Annotated in this window: 19 protein-coding genes; 10 read left to right on the top strand and 9 right to left on the bottom strand. The window is 63.2% G+C overall.

From position 1 onward, the window contains the following. Window positions 1-70 precede the first annotated feature (70 nt). A complete protein-coding gene (locus tag L6639_RS01985; RefSeq protein WP_237858493.1) occupies window positions 71-1,105 on the top strand; it encodes an NADP-dependent oxidoreductase in 1,035 nt (344 codons plus the stop codon). Window positions 1,106-1,298: 193 nt separating this feature from the next. Then, window positions 1,299-1,598 carry a hypothetical protein gene (locus L6639_RS01980; RefSeq protein ID WP_237858492.1) on the top strand — a complete coding sequence of 100 codons (300 nt, stop codon included), beginning with the start codon at window positions 1,299-1,301 and terminating at the stop codon, window positions 1,596-1,598. Window positions 1,599-1,606: 8 nt separating this feature from the next. Here the strand turns inward: L6639_RS01980 and L6639_RS01975 are convergent, their stop codons facing one another. Both L6639_RS01975 and L6639_RS01970 read right to left on the bottom strand, forming a co-directional pair. Further along, window positions 1,607-2,449 carry a metallophosphoesterase family protein gene (locus L6639_RS01975; RefSeq protein WP_237858491.1) on the bottom strand — a complete coding sequence of 281 codons (843 nt, stop codon included), beginning with the start codon at window positions 2,447-2,449 and terminating at the stop codon, window positions 1,607-1,609. A gap of 68 nt (window positions 2,450-2,517) precedes the next feature. After that, entirely contained in the window at window positions 2,518-3,135 is a 618-nt protein-coding gene (locus tag L6639_RS01970; protein ID WP_237858489.1) for an acriflavin resistance protein, read from the bottom strand. A 156-nt stretch (window positions 3,136-3,291) separates the two neighbouring features. On the opposite strand from L6639_RS01970, the gene L6639_RS01965 reads away from it, so the two are divergent. Both L6639_RS01965 and L6639_RS01960 read left to right on the top strand, forming a co-directional pair. Beyond that, on the top strand, window positions 3,292-3,714 hold the full coding sequence (locus tag L6639_RS01965; RefSeq protein ID WP_237858487.1) for an MAPEG family protein: 423 nt from the start codon (window positions 3,292-3,294) through the stop codon (window positions 3,712-3,714). A gap of 35 nt (window positions 3,715-3,749) precedes the next feature. Beyond that, window positions 3,750-5,051 carry an RsmB/NOP family class I SAM-dependent RNA methyltransferase gene (locus L6639_RS01960; RefSeq protein ID WP_237858485.1) on the top strand — a complete coding sequence of 434 codons (1,302 nt, stop codon included), beginning with the start codon at window positions 3,750-3,752 and terminating at the stop codon, window positions 5,049-5,051. Between the two features lie 96 nt (window positions 5,052-5,147). Here the strand turns inward: L6639_RS01960 and L6639_RS01955 are convergent, their stop codons facing one another. From L6639_RS01955 to L6639_RS01945, 3 genes are all read right to left on the bottom strand, one after another. Next, on the bottom strand, window positions 5,148-5,357 hold the full coding sequence (locus tag L6639_RS01955) for a cold-shock protein (protein WP_027532363.1): 210 nt from the start codon (window positions 5,355-5,357) through the stop codon (window positions 5,148-5,150). 262 nt (window positions 5,358-5,619) lie between these two features. After that, window positions 5,620-5,952 carry a DHCW motif cupin fold protein gene (locus tag L6639_RS01950; protein WP_237858484.1) on the bottom strand — a complete coding sequence of 111 codons (333 nt, stop codon included), beginning with the start codon at window positions 5,950-5,952 and terminating at the stop codon, window positions 5,620-5,622. A gap of 217 nt (window positions 5,953-6,169) precedes the next feature. Then, window positions 6,170-6,541, bottom strand: a complete 372-nt coding sequence (locus L6639_RS01945) for a nuclear transport factor 2 family protein (RefSeq protein ID WP_237858481.1) — start codon at window positions 6,539-6,541, stop codon at window positions 6,170-6,172. Between the two features lie 148 nt (window positions 6,542-6,689). On the opposite strand from L6639_RS01945, the gene guaA reads away from it, so the two are divergent. Continuing rightward, window positions 6,690-8,288 carry a glutamine-hydrolyzing GMP synthase gene (gene guaA, locus L6639_RS01940; protein WP_237858480.1) on the top strand — a complete coding sequence of 533 codons (1,599 nt, stop codon included), beginning with the start codon at window positions 6,690-6,692 and terminating at the stop codon, window positions 8,286-8,288. Between the two features lie 38 nt (window positions 8,289-8,326). Here the strand turns inward: guaA and L6639_RS01935 are convergent, their stop codons facing one another. Together L6639_RS01935 and L6639_RS01930 are read right to left on the bottom strand one after the other, a co-directional pair. Next, window positions 8,327-9,781 (bottom strand): metallophosphoesterase family protein, encoded by a 1,455-nt coding sequence (locus tag L6639_RS01935; RefSeq protein WP_237858477.1) that lies wholly within the window; start codon window positions 9,779-9,781, stop codon window positions 8,327-8,329. Window positions 9,782-10,950: 1,169 nt separating this feature from the next. Beyond that, window positions 10,951-11,343, bottom strand: a complete 393-nt coding sequence (locus tag L6639_RS01930; RefSeq protein WP_237859400.1) for a VOC family protein — start codon at window positions 11,341-11,343, stop codon at window positions 10,951-10,953. Between the two features lie 165 nt (window positions 11,344-11,508). Between L6639_RS01930 and L6639_RS01925 the strand changes: the two genes are divergently transcribed. Beyond that, window positions 11,509-12,387 carry an AraC family transcriptional regulator gene (locus L6639_RS01925; protein ID WP_237858476.1) on the top strand — a complete coding sequence of 293 codons (879 nt, stop codon included), beginning with the start codon at window positions 11,509-11,511 and terminating at the stop codon, window positions 12,385-12,387. A 30-nt stretch (window positions 12,388-12,417) separates the two neighbouring features. Here L6639_RS01925 and L6639_RS01920 read toward each other — a convergent pair whose 3' ends face one another. Then, a complete protein-coding gene (locus tag L6639_RS01920) occupies window positions 12,418-13,323 on the bottom strand; it encodes a LysR family transcriptional regulator (protein WP_237858474.1) in 906 nt (301 codons plus the stop codon). Between the two features lie 121 nt (window positions 13,324-13,444). Between L6639_RS01920 and L6639_RS01915 the strand changes: the two genes are divergently transcribed. The 4 genes from L6639_RS01915 (at window position 13,445) to L6639_RS01900 (ending at window position 16,167) form a co-directional block, all read left to right on the top strand. Next, window positions 13,445-13,906 carry a hypothetical protein gene (locus L6639_RS01915; protein ID WP_237858472.1) on the top strand — a complete coding sequence of 154 codons (462 nt, stop codon included), beginning with the start codon at window positions 13,445-13,447 and terminating at the stop codon, window positions 13,904-13,906. Next, entirely contained in the window at window positions 13,906-15,021 is a 1,116-nt protein-coding gene (locus L6639_RS01910) for an alpha/beta fold hydrolase (protein ID WP_237858470.1), read from the top strand. Before L6639_RS01915 ends, L6639_RS01910 begins: the two co-directional genes overlap by 1 nt. Before the next feature lie 121 nt (window positions 15,022-15,142). After that, the gene (locus L6639_RS01905; RefSeq protein WP_237858468.1) at window positions 15,143-15,805 is read left to right on the top strand and encodes an SRPBCC family protein; all 663 of its coding nucleotides are present in this window, start codon (window positions 15,143-15,145) and stop codon (window positions 15,803-15,805) included. Beyond that, the gene (locus tag L6639_RS01900) at window positions 15,805-16,167 is read left to right on the top strand and encodes an ArsR/SmtB family transcription factor (protein WP_237858467.1); all 363 of its coding nucleotides are present in this window, start codon (window positions 15,805-15,807) and stop codon (window positions 16,165-16,167) included. The genes L6639_RS01905 and L6639_RS01900 overlap by 1 nt, the downstream gene beginning before the upstream one ends. Before the next feature lie 31 nt (window positions 16,168-16,198). Here L6639_RS01900 and L6639_RS01895 read toward each other — a convergent pair whose 3' ends face one another. Then, on the bottom strand, window positions 16,199-16,612 hold the full coding sequence (locus L6639_RS01895) for a GFA family protein (RefSeq protein WP_237858466.1): 414 nt from the start codon (window positions 16,610-16,612) through the stop codon (window positions 16,199-16,201). Between the last annotated feature and the right edge of the window lie 26 nt (window positions 16,613-16,638).

Genomic DNA, 16,638 nt, shown 5'->3' with positions numbered 1-16,638 from the left:
GAGCGTGTTGGGATTTGCTTCATTCCCGCGTACCTCCTAAATGACTGCAACAAGCAGTCAGGAGGAAGCCATGTCCCAAGATCAGCATAGCGCCAAACGCATCGTTCTCGCCGCGCGTCCCGTCGGCGAGCCCAAATCATCCGATTTTCGTCTGGAGGAATTCGCGGTGCCGACGCCGGGCGCTGGCGATGTTCTGCTGCGCACGATCTGGCTTTCGCTCGATCCCTATATGCGCGGGCGCATGAGCGATGGTCCGTCCTATGCCGCGCCGGTGCCGGTCGGCGGCGTGATGGAAGGCGAAGCGGTGAGCGAGGTCGCGGCCTCCAACAATCCTGATTTTGCCAAGGGCGACATCGTGCGCGCACGGACTGGCTGGCAGACGCATGCGATCTCGAACGGCAAGGGTCTCATCAAGGTCGATCCCAAGCTCGGTCCGATCTCGACCTCGATCGGCGTGCTCGGCATGCCCGGGATGACCGCCTACACGGGCCTGCTCGACATCGGCAAGCCGCAAGCCGGCGAGACCGTCGTCGTCGCCGGTGCCTCCGGCGCAGTCGGCTCCGCCGTCGGCCAGATCGCGAAGATCAAGGGCGCACGTGCGGTCGGCATCGCCGGCGGCAAGGACAAGTGCGACTACGTGGTGAAGGAGCTCGGCTTCGATGCCTGCATCGATCACCGCGATCCTGATCTGGCGGCGAAGCTGAAAGACGCCTGCCCGAAGGGCATCGACGTCTATTTCGAGAATGTCGGCGGCGCGGTGTTCGAGGCGGTCTTCCCGCTGCTCAATCCGTTCGCGCGCGTGCCGGTCTGCGGCCTGATCGCGCATTACAACGACACCGAAGCCAAGCCGCCGAAATGGGCCGCATCGATGATGCGCGCGACGCTGACCAAGCGGCTGACCTTCCGCGGCTTCATCGTCTCCGATTTCGCCTCGCGCCATGGCGACTTCCTGCGCGACATGTCCGGATGGGTCCGCGATGGCAAGGTGAAGTACAAGGAGTTCGTCACCGACGGCCTGGAGAGCGCTCCCGGCGCCTTCATGGGGCTCCTGAAGGGCGCCAATTTCGGCAAGCAGCTGGTCCGGGTCGGGCCTGACAAGGCGTAAAGCCAGGGCTTCTAGCGTCTCCAGGAGGCCTGGGGCGTCCTGGAGTTGCGCCTGTGCCACATACGGGACGTTGCTGGTTAACAAATAGTTACCGATCGGCCACACCTGCCCGTAAAAGGCGCAGCGTGTGACCGAGGGTTCATTGACGCCAAGGCGAAGGCATTGAATCATCGCGCATATTTCAGGTGCTGCGATGTTAGAGATCGGTATTTTCTGCGTAATCCTGCTGGCTGCCGGCTATTGGGCGGCCATGTATGTCATGGGCCGCCATGACGACGTCATCCACGGCAAGTTCGTGCACAGCGAGGAGGAGGGCGAGTCTGCTGCTCCCGCGATGCCGGCGCCTCCGCCGCGCTTTCCGAAGCCATCGGTCAGGACGACCGACCGCGTCAACGTGGTCCCCGCCAATGGTCCGGCGCCGCAGCCGGTGAGCAGCGAGGCGCTGCAGTCGTTGCTGGCTGCAATCCAACACGATCTCAAGAGCTTCGCCTGAGAGCTGAGCTAGTGCTCGCCGCCCATCTGGGCGAACAGCTCTTCGATGTCGATATCGACCTGGCCCGCGGCGCGGACGTGGCGGACTTCAAAACTGTCTGACGCGAAGCGGTACTCGACGAGGCCCGTCTCCTTGATCGCGATCCGATCCTGGCGTGTGTCATTGATCTTGAAGCCGGCTGAGGGCGCCCAGACGTGCCTGACGTGGCGGGACGTGAAGTCGCGGCGCTGATGCACGTGACCGCTGGCGACCAGGCGGAGATCGGCGCGCGCGAACATCTCGATCAGCCGCGCGCGCGCCGGCTGCGGCACGTAGCGGATCGAGGTCTCCGGGAGTTCAGGATCGTCGGGCAGGTTGAGAAACAGCGGCTTGTGGATGAACAGCGCGACCGGCCTGCCGTTCACCTCGGCGATCTCCGAAGCGAGCCAATCGAACTGCTCGGCCTCGAACGCGAGCCCTGAATTCATCACCAGCGAGTTGAGGCCGATGAAGCGCCAGCCGGCAGCATCGAATGACCAATGGTCCTCGCCGATGATGTCGCGAAATTGCTGGCGGTGCGCCTCGGTGACCGGCGGCTTCGGCGCCGGCCCGAGCGCCGTCGGATTGTCACCGATGTCGTGATTACCAGGGATGTAGCGACAGTCGACGGGCAGGGCGGCGTGCAGGCTCTTCGCGAACGCGACATCGTCGCGGCTCGTCGGTCCGTCGAACGACACGTCGCCGGTGTTGATGACGAGATCGGGCCTGCTTGCATCGATGTGCTCGCTGACCGCCTGGAAGTTTGCGATCAGGCCGGCAAAGCGCCGGCCGAGATGCGTGTCGGAAATCTGCGTGATGCGAAATTCGGACATGCGCGAAGTATCATCTAGCCAAACGTCGGAACGATGACATCGGCGCAAGATCGGCGATGAAACAAAGTTTAAAGCACGCGATAGCGGATCGTGTAGGCGTCCTGCTGCGCGACGCTGCCCGCCACGGGCGAGGCGATGCGGTCGGCGAGATGCCAGGGGCCGAACTGCTCGGTGCGATGCGGCTCGGCCGGCAGGCGCAGGCGGAACTCGAACGTGCCCTTGCCCGGCAGGTTCACCACCAGCATGCGGTCGGTGGTGCGATGGGTGAGGGCGACCGCGCCGCGCAGCACCGCGCGTCCGTCAGTGAGGTCGCTGACGCCGTCGACCAGCGCAAGTGTCTGGTTGCGATCGGTGTGCAGCTCGATCTGAGCGTCGGCGGACGCAGCCGTCAAGGTTTCGCGTGGCATCCGGATCTCGAACTCCACCGCCGGCTTGGACGGGTTGAGGCCGAGATAGGCAAGCGCGGCGTGGCGCATGTCGAAGGCAACGAACGCGAGCAGCGCGGCTGCCGCGAGCACCGCCAGTCCGTGCCTGACGACATCGCGCCAGGTGCGGTAGGCCAGGCGGAAATAGACTGTCATCGCCAGCGCGACGGCGAGCGCCGCCGCGACGCCTGACAGCGCCGACATCCAGATGCCGAGCTGGCCGTCGGCGGATTCGGACCAAAGGCTGGACAGGGTGCTCATGGCGGCTCGCCTCGAAGGCCCGCAATGGGGCAAAATCGCTTTAACAATCGCTGGTTGGTCGCGGACTCGGGAACGCTGGTTCAACTCCCTGATTGTCAGCGTGAGAAGTCGCGGCTAATGACGGTCCGCGGCATACCGCCTCACGGGAAAGTTCCGATGTCCGTTCAAATGGTCCTGCTGCCTGTTTTCGTGCAGATCGGGCTGACCTTCGCGCTGCTGATCGGCATGGTGTTCGGGCGGCGGAATGCGCTGGTCTCGGGCGAGACCAAGATCCGCGACATCGCGCTGGGCGAGCCGAACTGGCCGAAGGGCGCCACGCAAATCGCCAATTGCTACCGCAACCAGTTCGAGCTGCCGGTGCTGTTCTACGCCCTCATCGCGCTGGCGCTGCCGCTCCGCCATGCCGATCTCTTCATCGTGCTGATGTCCTGGGTGTTCGTGGTGACACGCTTTGCCCATGCCGGCGTGTTCGTTACCTCGAACGATCTCGGCCGGCGCTCTACGGTCTGGCTTGCCGGCGTGCTCGTGCTGCTGGCGATGTGGATTTACTTCGCACTCAAAATTCTGTTGCTGATCTAGGCGTTTGCTCGCCGATCCTGATCTGAAAGATTCAAATGACTCCCGCTGCCCGGCTGTCCGCAGCCATCGAAGTGATCAACACCATCGAGAAGGACCGCGTGCCGGCGGCGAAAGCGCTGAAGGAGTGGGGCACCGCGCACCGCTTTGCCGGCTCCGGCGACCGCGCCGCCATTGCCGGTCTCGTCTGGGGCGTGCTGCGCCGCTTTTCCTCCAGCGCCTACCTGATGGATTCCGATACCGCCCGCGCGCGGCTGATCGGCATGCTCCGCCTCGAGCGCAACATGGACACCGCGACCATGGCCGCGATGTTCGACGGCAGCCGGTTTGCACCTGAACCACTGACGGACGCCGAGCAGGCCGCGCTCAGCCATCGCTCACTGAAAAACGCGCCCGCCGCGATCGCCGGCGACTATCCGGAATGGCTCGATTCCCATCTTGCAAAAGTGTTCGGCGAAGACCGCGCCGCCGAGGCGGTGGCGATGGCGAGCCGGGCGCCGCTCGACTTGCGCGTCAACACGCTAAAATCCAATCGCGACAAGGTGCTGAAGGCGCTTGCTCATCTTCATGCGAAACCGACGCCGTGGTCGCCAAACGGCCTGCGCATCGAGCTTTCAGCCGATGCGCGCAACCCCGGCATCCAGGCGGAAGAGGATTTCATCAAGGGCGGCATTGAAGTGCAGGATGAAGGATCGCAGCTTGCGGCCCTGTTCACCGCGGCAAAGCCGGGCGAACAGGTGATCGATCTCTGCGCCGGTGCCGGCGGCAAGACGCTGGCGCTCGCCGCCTTGATGCAGGGCAAGGGTCGCCTCATTGCCACCGACCGCGACAAGCGCCAGCTTGCGCCGATTCACGAACGCCTGTCGCGCGCCGGCGTCCACAATGCCGATGTCCGCACCCCCAAGGGCGAGGCCGATCCGCTTGTCGATATCAGCGCGACCGCCGACCTCGTCGTCATCGATGCGCCCTGCACGGGAACAGGAACCTGGCGCCGCAACCCCGATGCCAAATGGCGCATGCGGCCGGGCGCGCTCGAGATCCGCCTGAAAGACCAGGCCGAGGCGCTGGAGCGCGCGGTTCCGCTGGTGAAGCAGGGTGGCCGCATCGCCTACATCACCTGCTCGGTACTGTCGGAGGAGAACGGCGAGCAGGTGAGGGCCTTCATCGCCAGGCACCCGGAGTTTGCGGTGGTGCCGCCGGAGCAGACCGCGAGCGTGCTCTGGGACAAGGCCGAGGACTTCGCACAAGCCGCGCTGCAATCGCCTGAGGGCTGGCTGATGACGCCAAGGCGCACGGGGACGGATGGCTTCTTCGTGTCGGTCCTGAAGAAGGCGAGCTAATCCCAAACAAAAACCCCGCGAACCGGATCCCGGTCGCGGGGTTTCTTGTCTCAACACTCTGCCGGTACGTCCGTGGTCAGAGCGTCTGCGCGGCCACTAGCCGGCGCGGAGGTTGTCAGCCGAGGACTTGCCGCTGCGGCGGTCCGCGACGATGTCGAAGGAAACCTTCTGGCCCTCGTTGAGGGTCGACAGACCAGCGCGCTCGACGGCGCTGATGTGAACGAAGACGTCCTTTGCGCCGTCATCCGGCTGGATGAAGCCAAAGCCCTTTTGGTTGTTGAACCACTTCACGGTGCCCATTGCCATAGTCATTTCCTTTCAATTGACGATGCACTCAGGGGGACAAATGCGCATTTTGCGCCCACGTCCCGATTGGTCGATTTTGGAGAAATACCTGAAACGTGCTCGCCCATTGGAAATGAGACGGAGCGGCCCAGTCGTTCGGCCAAGGATCGATGATCACAATCTAGCGATTTTTTGGGGCAACTTCAAGGCGGCACGCCCAGACAGCGAGTCGCGCGACATTTGCTATTTTGCGCTGCACACCGGGCCCCGAAAGACAGTTCCGTCAATCCACGATGAAGAGCGTCGCGCCCACTGATGTCGAGGAGCGATGCGCGGCATCCCCGAAATCCGAGACCTGGTAGCTCATCCCCGGCGTCAGCTTGAACTTGCGCCCGTCGCGCAGCTCGCTGTCGAGCTCGCCCTTGAGCACGTAGAGCACGTGCCCACGATCGCACCAATGATCGGCCAGATAGCCCGGCGAATACTCGACCATCCGCACGCGGAGCTCGCCGATATCAAGCGTGCGCCACAGCGCGTGCCCGGTCTCGCCGGGATGCCTGGTGGCTTCGACCTTGCTCCAGTCGGTGACGGTGAACGGCGAGGCGGGGAGTTTCATGGGTGGGTCCTGTTTCAGAGCCGGCGAGGCCGTTGTTAGCGCAAGCTGTCGCCACAGTCTCCGTTGTTGCAAGCTTGGGCACATGCGTCCCTCGCTCTCGCTGTCATCGCCCGACTTGATCGGGCGATCCAGTATTCCGAGACGTCCGTGGTTCATCGAAAAGCCGCGGCGTACTGGATTCCCCGCCTTCGCGGGGAATGACAGCGGTGGTTGGCACTCACCCCACCAGATGGTTTGCCGATCCCTGCACGATCAGCCCCGCATCATTCACCCGCAGATACTCGCAGATCCTTTTTCCGCGCTCGTTCTCGTAAAACACCACCAGACTGTCGGGGCTGACGAACACGTCGATCAGCGAGAAGTGCAGTTCCGGCAACAACCCCAGCGCCTTGCTCCAATAGGCACGCAGAGCATCCTTGCCGCGCACGGTGCCGCTGGCATCGAACCCCATCGCGGGGATGCGGTCCGAGGTCATCACGGTGGCATCGTCATAGAGGGTGAGCACGCGCTCGAGATCGCGCGCATTCCAGGCCTCGACCCAGGTGCGGCCGAGTGCGGCGAGCGTTGAAGGCTGATGGAATTTCGACATGGCGTTCTCCCTGATCGGCCCCTGGTTCGCGGCGAGGCAATTATGTCAATAATACTTACCTATATCCATTTGTCCATGCCCAAAGAAGCATGTGGGCGCGCGCAGAGGCGTGGTTGCGGGCCGGGGGCTCATCGCGTATTGGCTTGCCATGACAGCAGCACAGAACGACCGCTCCGCGTCGACGCCCTCGGTGGCCTCGGCGCACGACAAGATTCTCATCGTCGACTTCGGCAGCCAGGTGACGCAGCTGATCGCGCGTCGCGTGCGCGAGGACGGCGTCTATTGCGAGATCGTCCCGTTCAACAAGGCCGAAGAGGCCTTCAAGGAGATGAAGCCGAAAGCGGTGATTCTCTCCGGCGGCCCCGAGTCGGTGCATGAGGCCGGCTCGCCCCGCGCGCCGCAGCTGATCTTCGCCTCCGGCGTGCCCGTAATGGGCATCTGCTACGGCCAGATGACCATGGCCGCCCAGCTCGGCGGTGAGGTCGAGGGCGGCCATCACCGCGAATTCGGTCGCGCCGACGTCGAGGTCAAGGCCGACAGCAAGCTGTTCGAGGATGTCTGGTCGTCAGGCAGCAAGAACCAGGTCTGGATGAGCCATGGCGACCGCATCACCAAGATGCCGCCGGGTTTCTCCGTCGCCGGCACCTCGCCGAACGCGCCCTTCGCGATCATCCAGGACGAGAAGCGCAAATATTATGGCCTGATGTTCCACCCCGAAGTGGTGCACACGCCAGACGGCGCAAAACTGATCCGCAACTTCGTGCGCAAGATCGCCGGCCTCACCGGCGACTGGACCATGCGTGCCTTTCGCGAGGAGGAGATCGCAAAGATCCGCCAGCAGGTCGGCAAGGGCAAGGTGATCTGCGGCCTTTCCGGCGGCGTCGATTCCGCCGTTGCCGCCGTGCTGATCCACGAGGCCATCGGCGATCAGCTCACCTGCGTGTTCGTCGATCATGGCTTGCTGCGTCTCGACGAGGCCAAGACCGTCGTCGACCTGTTCCGCCACCACTACAACATCCCGCTCGTGCACGTGGATGCGTCCAAGCAATTCCTCGGCGAGCTCGAAGGCGTCACCGATCCGGAAACCAAGCGCAAGACCATCGGCCGCCTCTTCATCGAGGTGTTCGAGGCTGAGGCCAAGAAGATCGGCGGCGCCGACTTCCTCGCACAGGGCACGCTCTATCCTGATGTGATCGAGAGCGTCTCCTTCACCGGCGGCCCCTCGGTGACGATCAAGTCGCACCACAATGTCGGCGGTCTCCCCGAGCGCATGAATATGAAGCTCGTCGAGCCCCTGCGCGAGCTGTTCAAGGACGAGGTCCGCAAGCTCGGGCGCGAACTCGGCCTTCCCGAAATCTTCGTCGGTCGCCATCCGTTCCCGGGCCCGGGCCTCGCCATCCGCTGCCCCGGCGACATCACGAAAGACAAGCTCGACATCCTGCGCAAGGCCGATGCCGTCTACATCGACCAGATCCGCAAGCACGGCCTCTACGACGAGATCTGGCAGGCTTTCGCCGTGCTGCTCCCGGTGAAGACCGTCGGCGTCATGGGCGATGGCCGCACCTACGACTACGTCGTGGGCTTGCGCGCCGTCACCTCCACCGACGGCATGACCGCGGACTTCTACCAGTTCGACATGAAGTTTTTGGGCGAGACCGCCACGCGCATCATCAACGAGGTGAAGGGCGTGAACCGGGTGGTGTATGACGTGACCAGCAAGCCGCCGGGGACGATTGAGTGGGAGTAGGGGGAGGCCTTAGCGGGCACGCCTCCGAGAAGATCTGGTCACGCAACAACTGGACGAGTGGGAAGCGCGCCGTGAAATACCTGCGCGCCGGCGACCGCATCAAGCCGCAACTCCCTGATCCACATATCGATCGCGTCTGCACGTAGACGGAACAGGCAATAGGTATTCCGCTCGCCGGGAGGTAGCCTGTCATTTTTTGCACCCGCACTACCGTTGGCGATGACGTGGATTGGTGCTCCGGCCAACTCACCGTTGAGGGGAAGGCTATGGTACATGGCGATCTTCGGCTTGTGCTGGTGTCCGTGAAGAGCCACGTTAACGCCTGCACGCTGCGCAGCGGCAAGGATATCCGACGCGTCGAGTGTCAAAGTAACCCCCTTGGACTTCGGAGCTTCGACGTTTGCTACGGGAAGTAAGTGATGGTGGATCGCCAGAAATCGGAAGGTCGGTCTTTCCGGTTTTTGCTTTGCTAGATCCCCAATGGCGTCTAAGCCGTTGCGTCCCACATAGCCATACTCAGTCCACTCGGTGGCTGCGATTGTACATGAGTTGAGCACGCACACGTCGAGATCCGCTGCGCCAAGATGGACTCTACGGACGTAGTTTAGCGATGCTTTCCAATCGCGACCGATCAATTCGTCGACGAAGGTTCTGAACATCGTTTCGTGCTCGTAATTGGCCTGCTTCTCCACCGCGTTCGAGCGAACGTCGAGTTTCGAGGGGTCGGAATAACGCACCACGTCGTGGTTGCCGGGCACGACGATGATTTGATCCCTCTCGAGTCCAAGCCGCTTGCGGAGTTCTTCGAATTCGGCAAGCGCAGCGCGACGTGGAGCTGTGGCCCAGTCACCGTGAGTCATAAAGTCGCCTGTTACGATGACTGCTGCGACCTCGTTCGTTAAGCCCAGCCGGTCGAGATCGGCAACTATACATGTCGTGAGCGTCTCGCGGCCGTCACCGATCGTGACGTCCTCCCCTTGGAGGCGAAAGCCGTAGTCTTTGCCGAAATGCAGGTCAGAAAGATGAAGGACGCATGATCGTCCGGGTGCTTCAGCAGCCTCTGCTATGTGACCAAGAGCTGGGTCGGCAACTGCGCCGATCCAGAGGAAAGTTTGCTCCCTGATCGCGTCAGCCAGTGCTTGGTCGTATTTCAAGTCTTCGATAGTCTGGAGCATGAAGACGCCAGCGGTCTCATCGAGATGGTCTCTATAGTAAGACGGGACGATGCTTGCTTTCGCCGCTTTCGGTTCAACAAAATCGACGCAGATGCACAGATATGCGCGCTCGGCGGTGCGATCGATCAGAACGATGCTTATCTTCTGCTGGTCTTTTAAGAGCGTTAGGATCTTTTCCGTCTCCGCGGTCTCGAACGTCTTTTTCCACCAGCCCCATCCGACTATGCCTTGTTCCGCGATCAATTCGCGGTGTGCCTCAATGGTGTTTACACCCGGCGTGGTGTCGCGGAATCGGAGGGCTATTGCTGGTGATGCCATTCGATCAATCTCCGATATGGTGGGCGTGGGATGCTCCACGCGAGCAGGGCTGGCTCGCCGATTAGCGCTCGTTCGAACCCCTTTGCATCGGGCGCGCGCAAGGCCTGTCTTAGGATATCGATTAGACGTTGCGATGATCCTAGGGTCGCGACTTCTCCGTCGGAGCTCCAGAGGTCAATTTGATCGATGCGCGGTGCGCGAGCGCTGACATAGGGCCAACGCCATCCGATCGCCGACGCGACGGGTTCCATTTTGACGGGGCCGAGGCCTGAGCGCTTCCTTATGGCAAGCTGATAGTTATCAATCGTGAAACGCAGCCATTCATCAGAAGCGGTCCCCGCCGAAGTGACAGGTGGGGCTGTATTAATATCTAGACGAACAAGTTCTCCGATCAGTGGTGATGTAGAGAGTTCGGCAGTTGCTGCATATCTGCGCGCCAGAGTTTCAAACTGAGGCATGAGGTAGTGAAGTGTTGCCGTATGGCGACTAATTTCAGCCCATTCCGAGAAACGTTTGAACGCATGCGTCAGCTCTGAAATCGCCGAGGGGCGCGTCACACTGGGCCAAACCGAAACGAAGACAGTGCCCCCCGGACCAACGGCCCTCGCGGCCGTCTCAGTCCAGGTCGTCAGTTGTGCCGGATACCACGGTGGATCTACGAGCGCAGCACGGTAGTTGCGATCAGCGGTGAAGCTGGCGGCATCGCATTTGATGTGATGGTGTACACCTTGAAGCGGTTGGCGATCCACTAGCGTTACGTCAATTCCGGTTGCCTCGAGTAGACGAGCGACCGTTGGCGACCCGATGGTAACGATCGGACCCAACCTGCAAACCAAGTCCGCCAGCGCTTTAGCTGTCGCTTCGTCGTAGCGCCAGTCAAAGTCGAGGGGATGCGGTGCAGGAGGGGGAGCTGGCGATCTCGAATTCGCTCCTATAGTAAGCGGCGGTTCACCGATTGGATCGTCTCTCTCCAGATTCACGTGGCAGGACGCTTAATTTGTGCGGGGCTGGGCCAGAAAAATCGAGAAACACCGGCGCAAATATTCAGGACTTCTGACGATATGCTTTTCGGAAATACTTCAGGTTGTCAACAACGTCAAATGCCATCCTTTAGAAGGGGGGACTCTGCGCGGTTGCCCGATCGAATTGCCTGGCACGGGCGACCCCGTCTAGGAACGTATCTCCTGCGCGATCTCCCACATATGACCGGACGGGTCGGCAAAGGCGGCCGTGCGACGACCCCAGGGGCGATCGATGGGACCGTTCACCAGCTCGACGCCGTTTTGCCGGAGCTTCGCGCAGGCTTCATCGACATCGGCGACGCGAATGGTCATGAGCATGCGAGGCCCAGTGCTTGAAGCCGCCGGCACCATCGGCTCCACGAGCTGCGGTGCCTCCGTCTCCTGCAGCAGATTGACCATGACGCCCCCGAGCCCGATCACGCTGCATACGGCGTCGGAATAGATCGGCCTGGCGTCGAACGCGGCCTCGTAGAATGCCCGCGTGCGCGCGAGGTCGTCAACGAAGAGCGTCACGCACTCCAGATTGTTCAAGCTGTTCATTTCGAGGGACCTCGGTTGACCAGGCGGTGTTTTGACAAAAGATAATGACGTATTTGGAAATAAGGAAGCGGATCGCCATTTCGCGATATCTTGCCAAACCGCAAGATCGGTCGAGCGCGTCGTGGCCATTCCGGCCTAACTCATGCCGCCACGAAAGGAAGGACGATGACGGCAGCGCTGCAAAACTATCGGGACCGGATGCGGCGGGTGCTGGACTATATCGACCGGCATCTCGACGCTGATCTGGACCTGGAAACGCTGAGCGGCGTTGCCGCCTTTTCGCGGTTTCATTTCCATCGGCAGTTCACGGCGACCTTCGGGTTGTCAGTGCATCGCTATGTCCAGCTGGCCCGTATGAAGCGCGCTTCCTACCTGCTGGCCTACAGTGACGCTGACAGCGTCACCGACATCGCGATGGAGGCCGGTTACGATGCCCCTGACGCCTTCGCCCGCGCCTTTCGGCAACGGTTCGGGCAGTCGCCGTCGTCGTTCCGCAACGCGCCCGAATGGGAGCCGTGGCTTGTGGCCTTCGGGCCTCTCGATAGTGCGAGGAGCAAGCTCATGAAGATCTTTACCACCGACGACGTGACGATCCGCGATGTGCCCCCCACGCGGGTGGCGATCATGGAGCATCGGGGCGACCCGGCAAGGCTCGGCGACACCGTCAGGCGGTTCATCGCCTGGCGCAAGGCGGCCGGGCTGCATCCCAGGACAAGTCCGACCTTCAATGTCTGGCGCTCCGAACGGCGTCCGTCTTCGCCGGCCGCTTACAGCACGGACCTCTGTGTCGGGACCGACCTGCCGATCGAAGCGAAAGGCGAGGAGATCAAGGTCGGCGAAATCCCCGGCGGGCGCTGCGCGGTGCTGCGGGTCGTCGGCTACACCGACAATCTGGAGCCCGCCGCGCTCTATCTCTATCGCGACTGGCTTCCGGCGAGCGGCGAGGAGGCACGCGACTTCCCGCTCTATTGCCGGCGGCTGAGCTTCTTCCCCGAGGTGCCGGAGTACGAGACTGAAGCCGACGTGTTTCTGCCGCTGAAATAGCGCGCTGTGCCGATCCTGTATGTTGCCTGCCTATGCCGCCGCGAGGCCTTGTTCCAGGGTTCGCTTCTCGCGGCGGTACGTCTCGGTGATGGCGTTCGAGACGGCCTTGATGCGCGCGGCGCGCTTCATGTCCTGATGCATGATCATCCACAGCGCGCGCCGCGCCGGCGGCCGGTCGGGCCAGACGCGGACGACGTCAGGCGCGCGATCGCCGAGAAAGCAGGTGACCTCGGCGATGCCGGTATGGTTCGCCGCGGCGCGAAGCTGGATGAAGGGGCTGTCGGAGCGAAGCGCGACCTGCGCGCCGTCGATCGACTCCCCCATGAAGAAAGGGCCCATTGCGGTTGGCGTGCCGCTGTAGGTGATCAGGTCGAAACCCGCCAGCCCCTGGCCCTGCTTCGGCGCGCCCTTGCTCGCCAGATAGCGTTTTGAGGCGTACAGCGAGAAGGCGACGTCGCCGAGCTTGCGGCAGATCAGGTCCGAGGCCGAGGGCCGCGCGAACCTGACGGCGAGGTCGGCTTCGCGCCGCGCGATGTCGAGTGTGCGAACGCCGGTGATCAGGTCGACGCGCAGCTCCGGATGGGTCTTGCGCAGCGTTGCGATCGCCGGCGCGACCAGCTGGTAGCCGAGCGCCTCGGTCGTGGCGACGCGAACCGAGCCCTTCAGCAGCGCGTCATGTCCGGCGACGATGCGCTCGAGATCAGCAGCGGCGCTCTCCATCGCCGCGCATTGGCGCAGGATCGCTTCGCCGGCCGGCGTCGTGACGAAGCCGTCAGGATTGCGGTTCAGCAGCGTCACGCCGAGCTGCTTCTCCAGCAGCGCAATTCGCCGCCCCACCGTGACATGACCGACGCCAAGCGTGCGCGCCGCCGCCGAAAGGCTGCCGGCACGCGATACGGCGAGGAAGAAGCGGATGTCGTCCCACTGCCAGGTCATGTGCGCTCCCTGTTCATTTCCGAACAACATATGTGAACAAATCGACCATACAAGCCGCGCCCCGCGCGTCTATGTGATCAGGCGCGGCCGACGCCGCCGTTTCAGAACAAGGAGGCCCGCCATGACCGCACTCAAGAGACCGATGGGCGCGCTGCGCAGCGTCGTCGTCGCATTCGTGCTCGCTTTGACAGGAGGATCATTGATGACCATCCCGGCCGCCGCTCAAACCCAAACCCAATCCCAAACCCAAGCCGCTGCGCCCGCCGTAACTGGCGTATTCGTCATCCTGACCGTGAAGCAGGGCGTTGCCCGCGAGCAGGTGATGGCGGTGCTGCCGGCTGAAATCCGGGCGACGGTGCAGCTCTATCTCGGCGGGAAAATCCGCGAATGGTATTCGCGTGGCGATGGTCGCGGCGTCGTCTTGCTGCTGGACACCAGGGACGTCGCCGAGGCGCAGGCGATCATGGACGGGCTGCCGCTCGGCCAGGCGCATCTGATGGATCACGACTACATCCCGGTCGGTCCGCTGCAGCCGCTTGGCCTGCTCGTGGCCAATCCCGCTGCGACGAAGGGAGCACGGTGATGTCGAGGGAGCCGACGCTGTCTCGCCGCGACATGCTCTGGGCGGCGGGCGCGCTCACCGCCGGTGTCGCATTGGCGCGGCCGTCGCGCTCTGCTGCGACCGGGCTCGCTGCCGCAAATGCGGAGCCGTCCTCCTGGGTGGATCCCGCGATGCCGGAGGTGAAGCATCGCATGATCGAGGCCAATGGCATCCGCCTTCACATCGCCGAACAGGGCGAAGGTCCGCTCGTCATTCTCTGTCACGGCTTCCCCGAGTGCTGGTACTCCTGGCGGCATCAGCTCGGCGCGCTGGCGAAGGCCGGCTTCCATGCGGTGGCGCCGGACCTGCGCGGCTATGGGCACAGCGACCGTCCGGAAGAGGTCGAGAAATACACGATCCTCCACGATATCGGCGATGTCGTGGGTCTCCTCGATGCCTTGGGCGCAAGGCAGGCTGTCATCGCCGGGCACGACATCGGCGCTGCGATCGCGTGGCAGGCGGCGTTGTTGCGCCCGGACCGCTTCTCGGCCGCGATCGCCATGAGCCCGCCGTTCCGGCCGCGCGCGTTCGGCGACAGCGCGGCGCCGCCGACCACGCTGATGCCGCGCAACGAGGATGCGGTGTTCTATCAGCTCTTCCTGCAGACGCCTGAAGCCGAAGCCGGGCTGGGCCGCGATCTGCGCCACACCTTCCGCTCCCAGTTCTATCTGCAATCGGGCGATCGGCCGCCGTCGGCTTCAGGCGGATTTGCCGCCGGAATGGTGCCGCGCAAGGGCAATGTCCTGGCCGAGCCGCCGGCCTTGCCGCCATGGCTCACGGAGGCCGATCTCGACGTCTATGTCGAGGCCTATGCGCGAAGTGGATTCCATGGCCCGCTTGCCTGGTGGCGCAATGTCGATCGTGGCTGGGAGCTGATGTCCGCCTTCAACGGGGCGATGGTCACCGTGCCCGCGCTCTATCTCGTTGGCGACCGCGATTTCGTTGCTGCCGCATTTGGGCAGGATATCAAGAGGCAAGCAGCGTTCGTGCCGAAGCTCCGGCCGCCGATTGTGCTGCGGGATTGCGGCCACTGGACCCAGCAGGAACGCGCGGGCGAAGTCAGCGCCGCCATGATCGATTTCCTTCGGAGCCTCTAGGGCCATCGCCGATGGCGCGCCGGATGTTCCACTCTCTGGCGCTATCGCATGAATATAAGACTTGACTTATATTAGTGTCGATCGATATTCGTCCTCGCGCTCAACGACAGGGAGGACAGCAATGGAGATCGACGTCGCCAGGGCATTGGGGCTCGTGACGCGCTCGGTGCGCAATTTCGAGAAAGACGGGAAGCCGGCCAGCGCGGTGACGCTGACCAGGCTCTACGACACTGATGTCGAGGACCTCTGGGACGCCGTGACCAGCAAGGAACGCATTCCGCGCTGGTTCTTGCCGGTCGAGGGCAACCTTCAGACCGGTGGAAAGTACCAGCTGAAGGGCAACGCAGGCGGCACCATCACGGCCTGTACGCCGCCGACGCATTTTGCAGCCACATGGGAATTCGGCGGCGCCGTCAGCTGGATCGACGTCAGGCTTGCGGCGGAACGCAGTCAGGCGCGGTTGACGCTGGAGCACACCGCGATCATCGAGGATCACTGGACTCAGTTTGGCCCGGGCGCAGTCGGGATCGGCTGGGATCTCGCCATTGCCGGCCTCGAGCGGTATGTTGCGACGGGAGCGGCAGTCGACCATGCAACGGCTGAGGCATGGATGGGTTCTCCCGCGGGCAAGGACTTCATGGCAAATTCGGGCGAATATTGGCGCGCGGCTCATGTCGCAAGCGGCGTCGATCCCGACACGGCGAAGCAGCGGTCGGACCGCACCATCGCGTTCTATCGCGGCGAGATGCCGCCCGACGTCGCACATCCGGGCACGGGAAGCTGATGCACGTCTTTGAGGTCCTCGCCGATCCCGTGCGCCGCCGCATCCTCGAGTTGCTGGCGCCGGGCGAAATGGCATCCGGTGAGGTTGTCGAAGTCATTGGGGCTGAGTTCGGCATCACGCAGGCGGCCGTATCGCAACACCTCAAAGTGCTGCGCGAAAGCGGCTTTGCCACAGTTCGCGCGGAGGCGCAGAGACGGCTCTATCAGGTTGATGGCGCGGGGCTTCGCGCGGTCGATGCCTGGGTCGGCCAGTTCAGGACTTTCTGGGAGCCGAAGCTCGACGCACTGGCGACGGAGATCGCGCGCGGCAAGCGGGCGCGTCGGCACGCGCCATTGACGAAGCGGGGCGGGAAGAGAGCCTGACCGCTTCGTGGAGTGGAGAGCCCCGAAGGCGCTATCTCGATGCCGGATGCCATTCCGGCAGCTTTGGGAGTTCGGGATCGAGATAGTCCCAGGCATAGCCGCGCGAGCAGAACAACACGACGGACGGCCTGAATGTGCTGGCATCGTCCAATGTGCCGACATAGATGCCGATGTAGTCCGGCTTCTCCTCCGGCTTGTTGTAGATGGGCGAACCGCAGTTCGGACAAAAGCCTTTGCGCTTGACGGCGCCGCTGTCCGCGGCGCGTGCGATCTCGCGCACCTCGCCGGTCACGGAGACCGCCTGGCGCGCGAACACCAGGACCGAGCTGTGGCCGCTTCCGGTATCACGCTGGCAGTCCGTGCACTGGCATTGAAAGCCGCGGATCGGTGCGGCAGCGATGGTGTAGCAAACCGCGCCGCAGGCGCAGCGGCCGGAAAAATTCATTCGTCACTCTCCCGCGAAGAAGTCGA

This window comes from Bradyrhizobium zhengyangense, from assembly GCF_022012555.1.
Classification (GTDB): Bacteria; Pseudomonadota; Alphaproteobacteria; order Rhizobiales; family Xanthobacteraceae; genus Bradyrhizobium; species Bradyrhizobium zhengyangense.
This window is presented reverse-complemented; position numbering and strand designations above follow the sequence as displayed.

Coding starts and splice junctions, on each gene's coding strand:
- L6639_RS01985 (WP_237858493.1), top strand. CDS start 71: ATGTCCCAAGATCAGCATAGCGCCAAACGCATCGTTCTCGCCGCGCGT.
- L6639_RS01980 (WP_237858492.1), top strand. CDS start 1,299: ATGTTAGAGATCGGTATTTTCTGCGTAATCCTGCTGGCTGCCGGCTAT.
- L6639_RS01975 (WP_237858491.1), bottom strand. CDS start 2,449: ATGTCCGAATTTCGCATCACGCAGATTTCCGACACGCATCTCGGCCGG.
- L6639_RS01970 (WP_237858489.1), bottom strand. CDS start 3,135: ATGAGCACCCTGTCCAGCCTTTGGTCCGAATCCGCCGACGGCCAGCTC.
- L6639_RS01965 (WP_237858487.1), top strand. CDS start 3,292: ATGTCCGTTCAAATGGTCCTGCTGCCTGTTTTCGTGCAGATCGGGCTG.
- L6639_RS01960 (WP_237858485.1), top strand. CDS start 3,750: ATGACTCCCGCTGCCCGGCTGTCCGCAGCCATCGAAGTGATCAACACC.
- L6639_RS01955 (WP_027532363.1), bottom strand. CDS start 5,357: ATGGCAATGGGCACCGTGAAGTGGTTCAACAACCAAAAGGGCTTTGGC.
- L6639_RS01950 (WP_237858484.1), bottom strand. CDS start 5,952: ATGAAACTCCCCGCCTCGCCGTTCACCGTCACCGACTGGAGCAAGGTC.
- L6639_RS01945 (WP_237858481.1), bottom strand. CDS start 6,541: ATGTCGAAATTCCATCAGCCTTCAACGCTCGCCGCACTCGGCCGCACC.
- guaA (WP_237858480.1), top strand. CDS start 6,690: ATGACAGCAGCACAGAACGACCGCTCCGCGTCGACGCCCTCGGTGGCC.
- L6639_RS01935 (WP_237858477.1), bottom strand. CDS start 9,781: ATGGCATCACCAGCAATAGCCCTCCGATTCCGCGACACCACGCCGGGT.
- L6639_RS01930 (WP_237859400.1), bottom strand. CDS start 11,343: ATGAACAGCTTGAACAATCTGGAGTGCGTGACGCTCTTCGTTGACGAC.
- L6639_RS01925 (WP_237858476.1), top strand. CDS start 11,509: ATGACGGCAGCGCTGCAAAACTATCGGGACCGGATGCGGCGGGTGCTG.
- L6639_RS01920 (WP_237858474.1), bottom strand. CDS start 13,323: ATGACCTGGCAGTGGGACGACATCCGCTTCTTCCTCGCCGTATCGCGT.
- L6639_RS01915 (WP_237858472.1), top strand. CDS start 13,445: ATGACCGCACTCAAGAGACCGATGGGCGCGCTGCGCAGCGTCGTCGTC.
- L6639_RS01910 (WP_237858470.1), top strand. CDS start 13,906: ATGTCGAGGGAGCCGACGCTGTCTCGCCGCGACATGCTCTGGGCGGCG.
- L6639_RS01905 (WP_237858468.1), top strand. CDS start 15,143: ATGGAGATCGACGTCGCCAGGGCATTGGGGCTCGTGACGCGCTCGGTG.
- L6639_RS01900 (WP_237858467.1), top strand. CDS start 15,805: ATGCACGTCTTTGAGGTCCTCGCCGATCCCGTGCGCCGCCGCATCCTC.
- L6639_RS01895 (WP_237858466.1), bottom strand. CDS start 16,612: ATGAATTTTTCCGGCCGCTGCGCCTGCGGCGCGGTTTGCTACACCATC.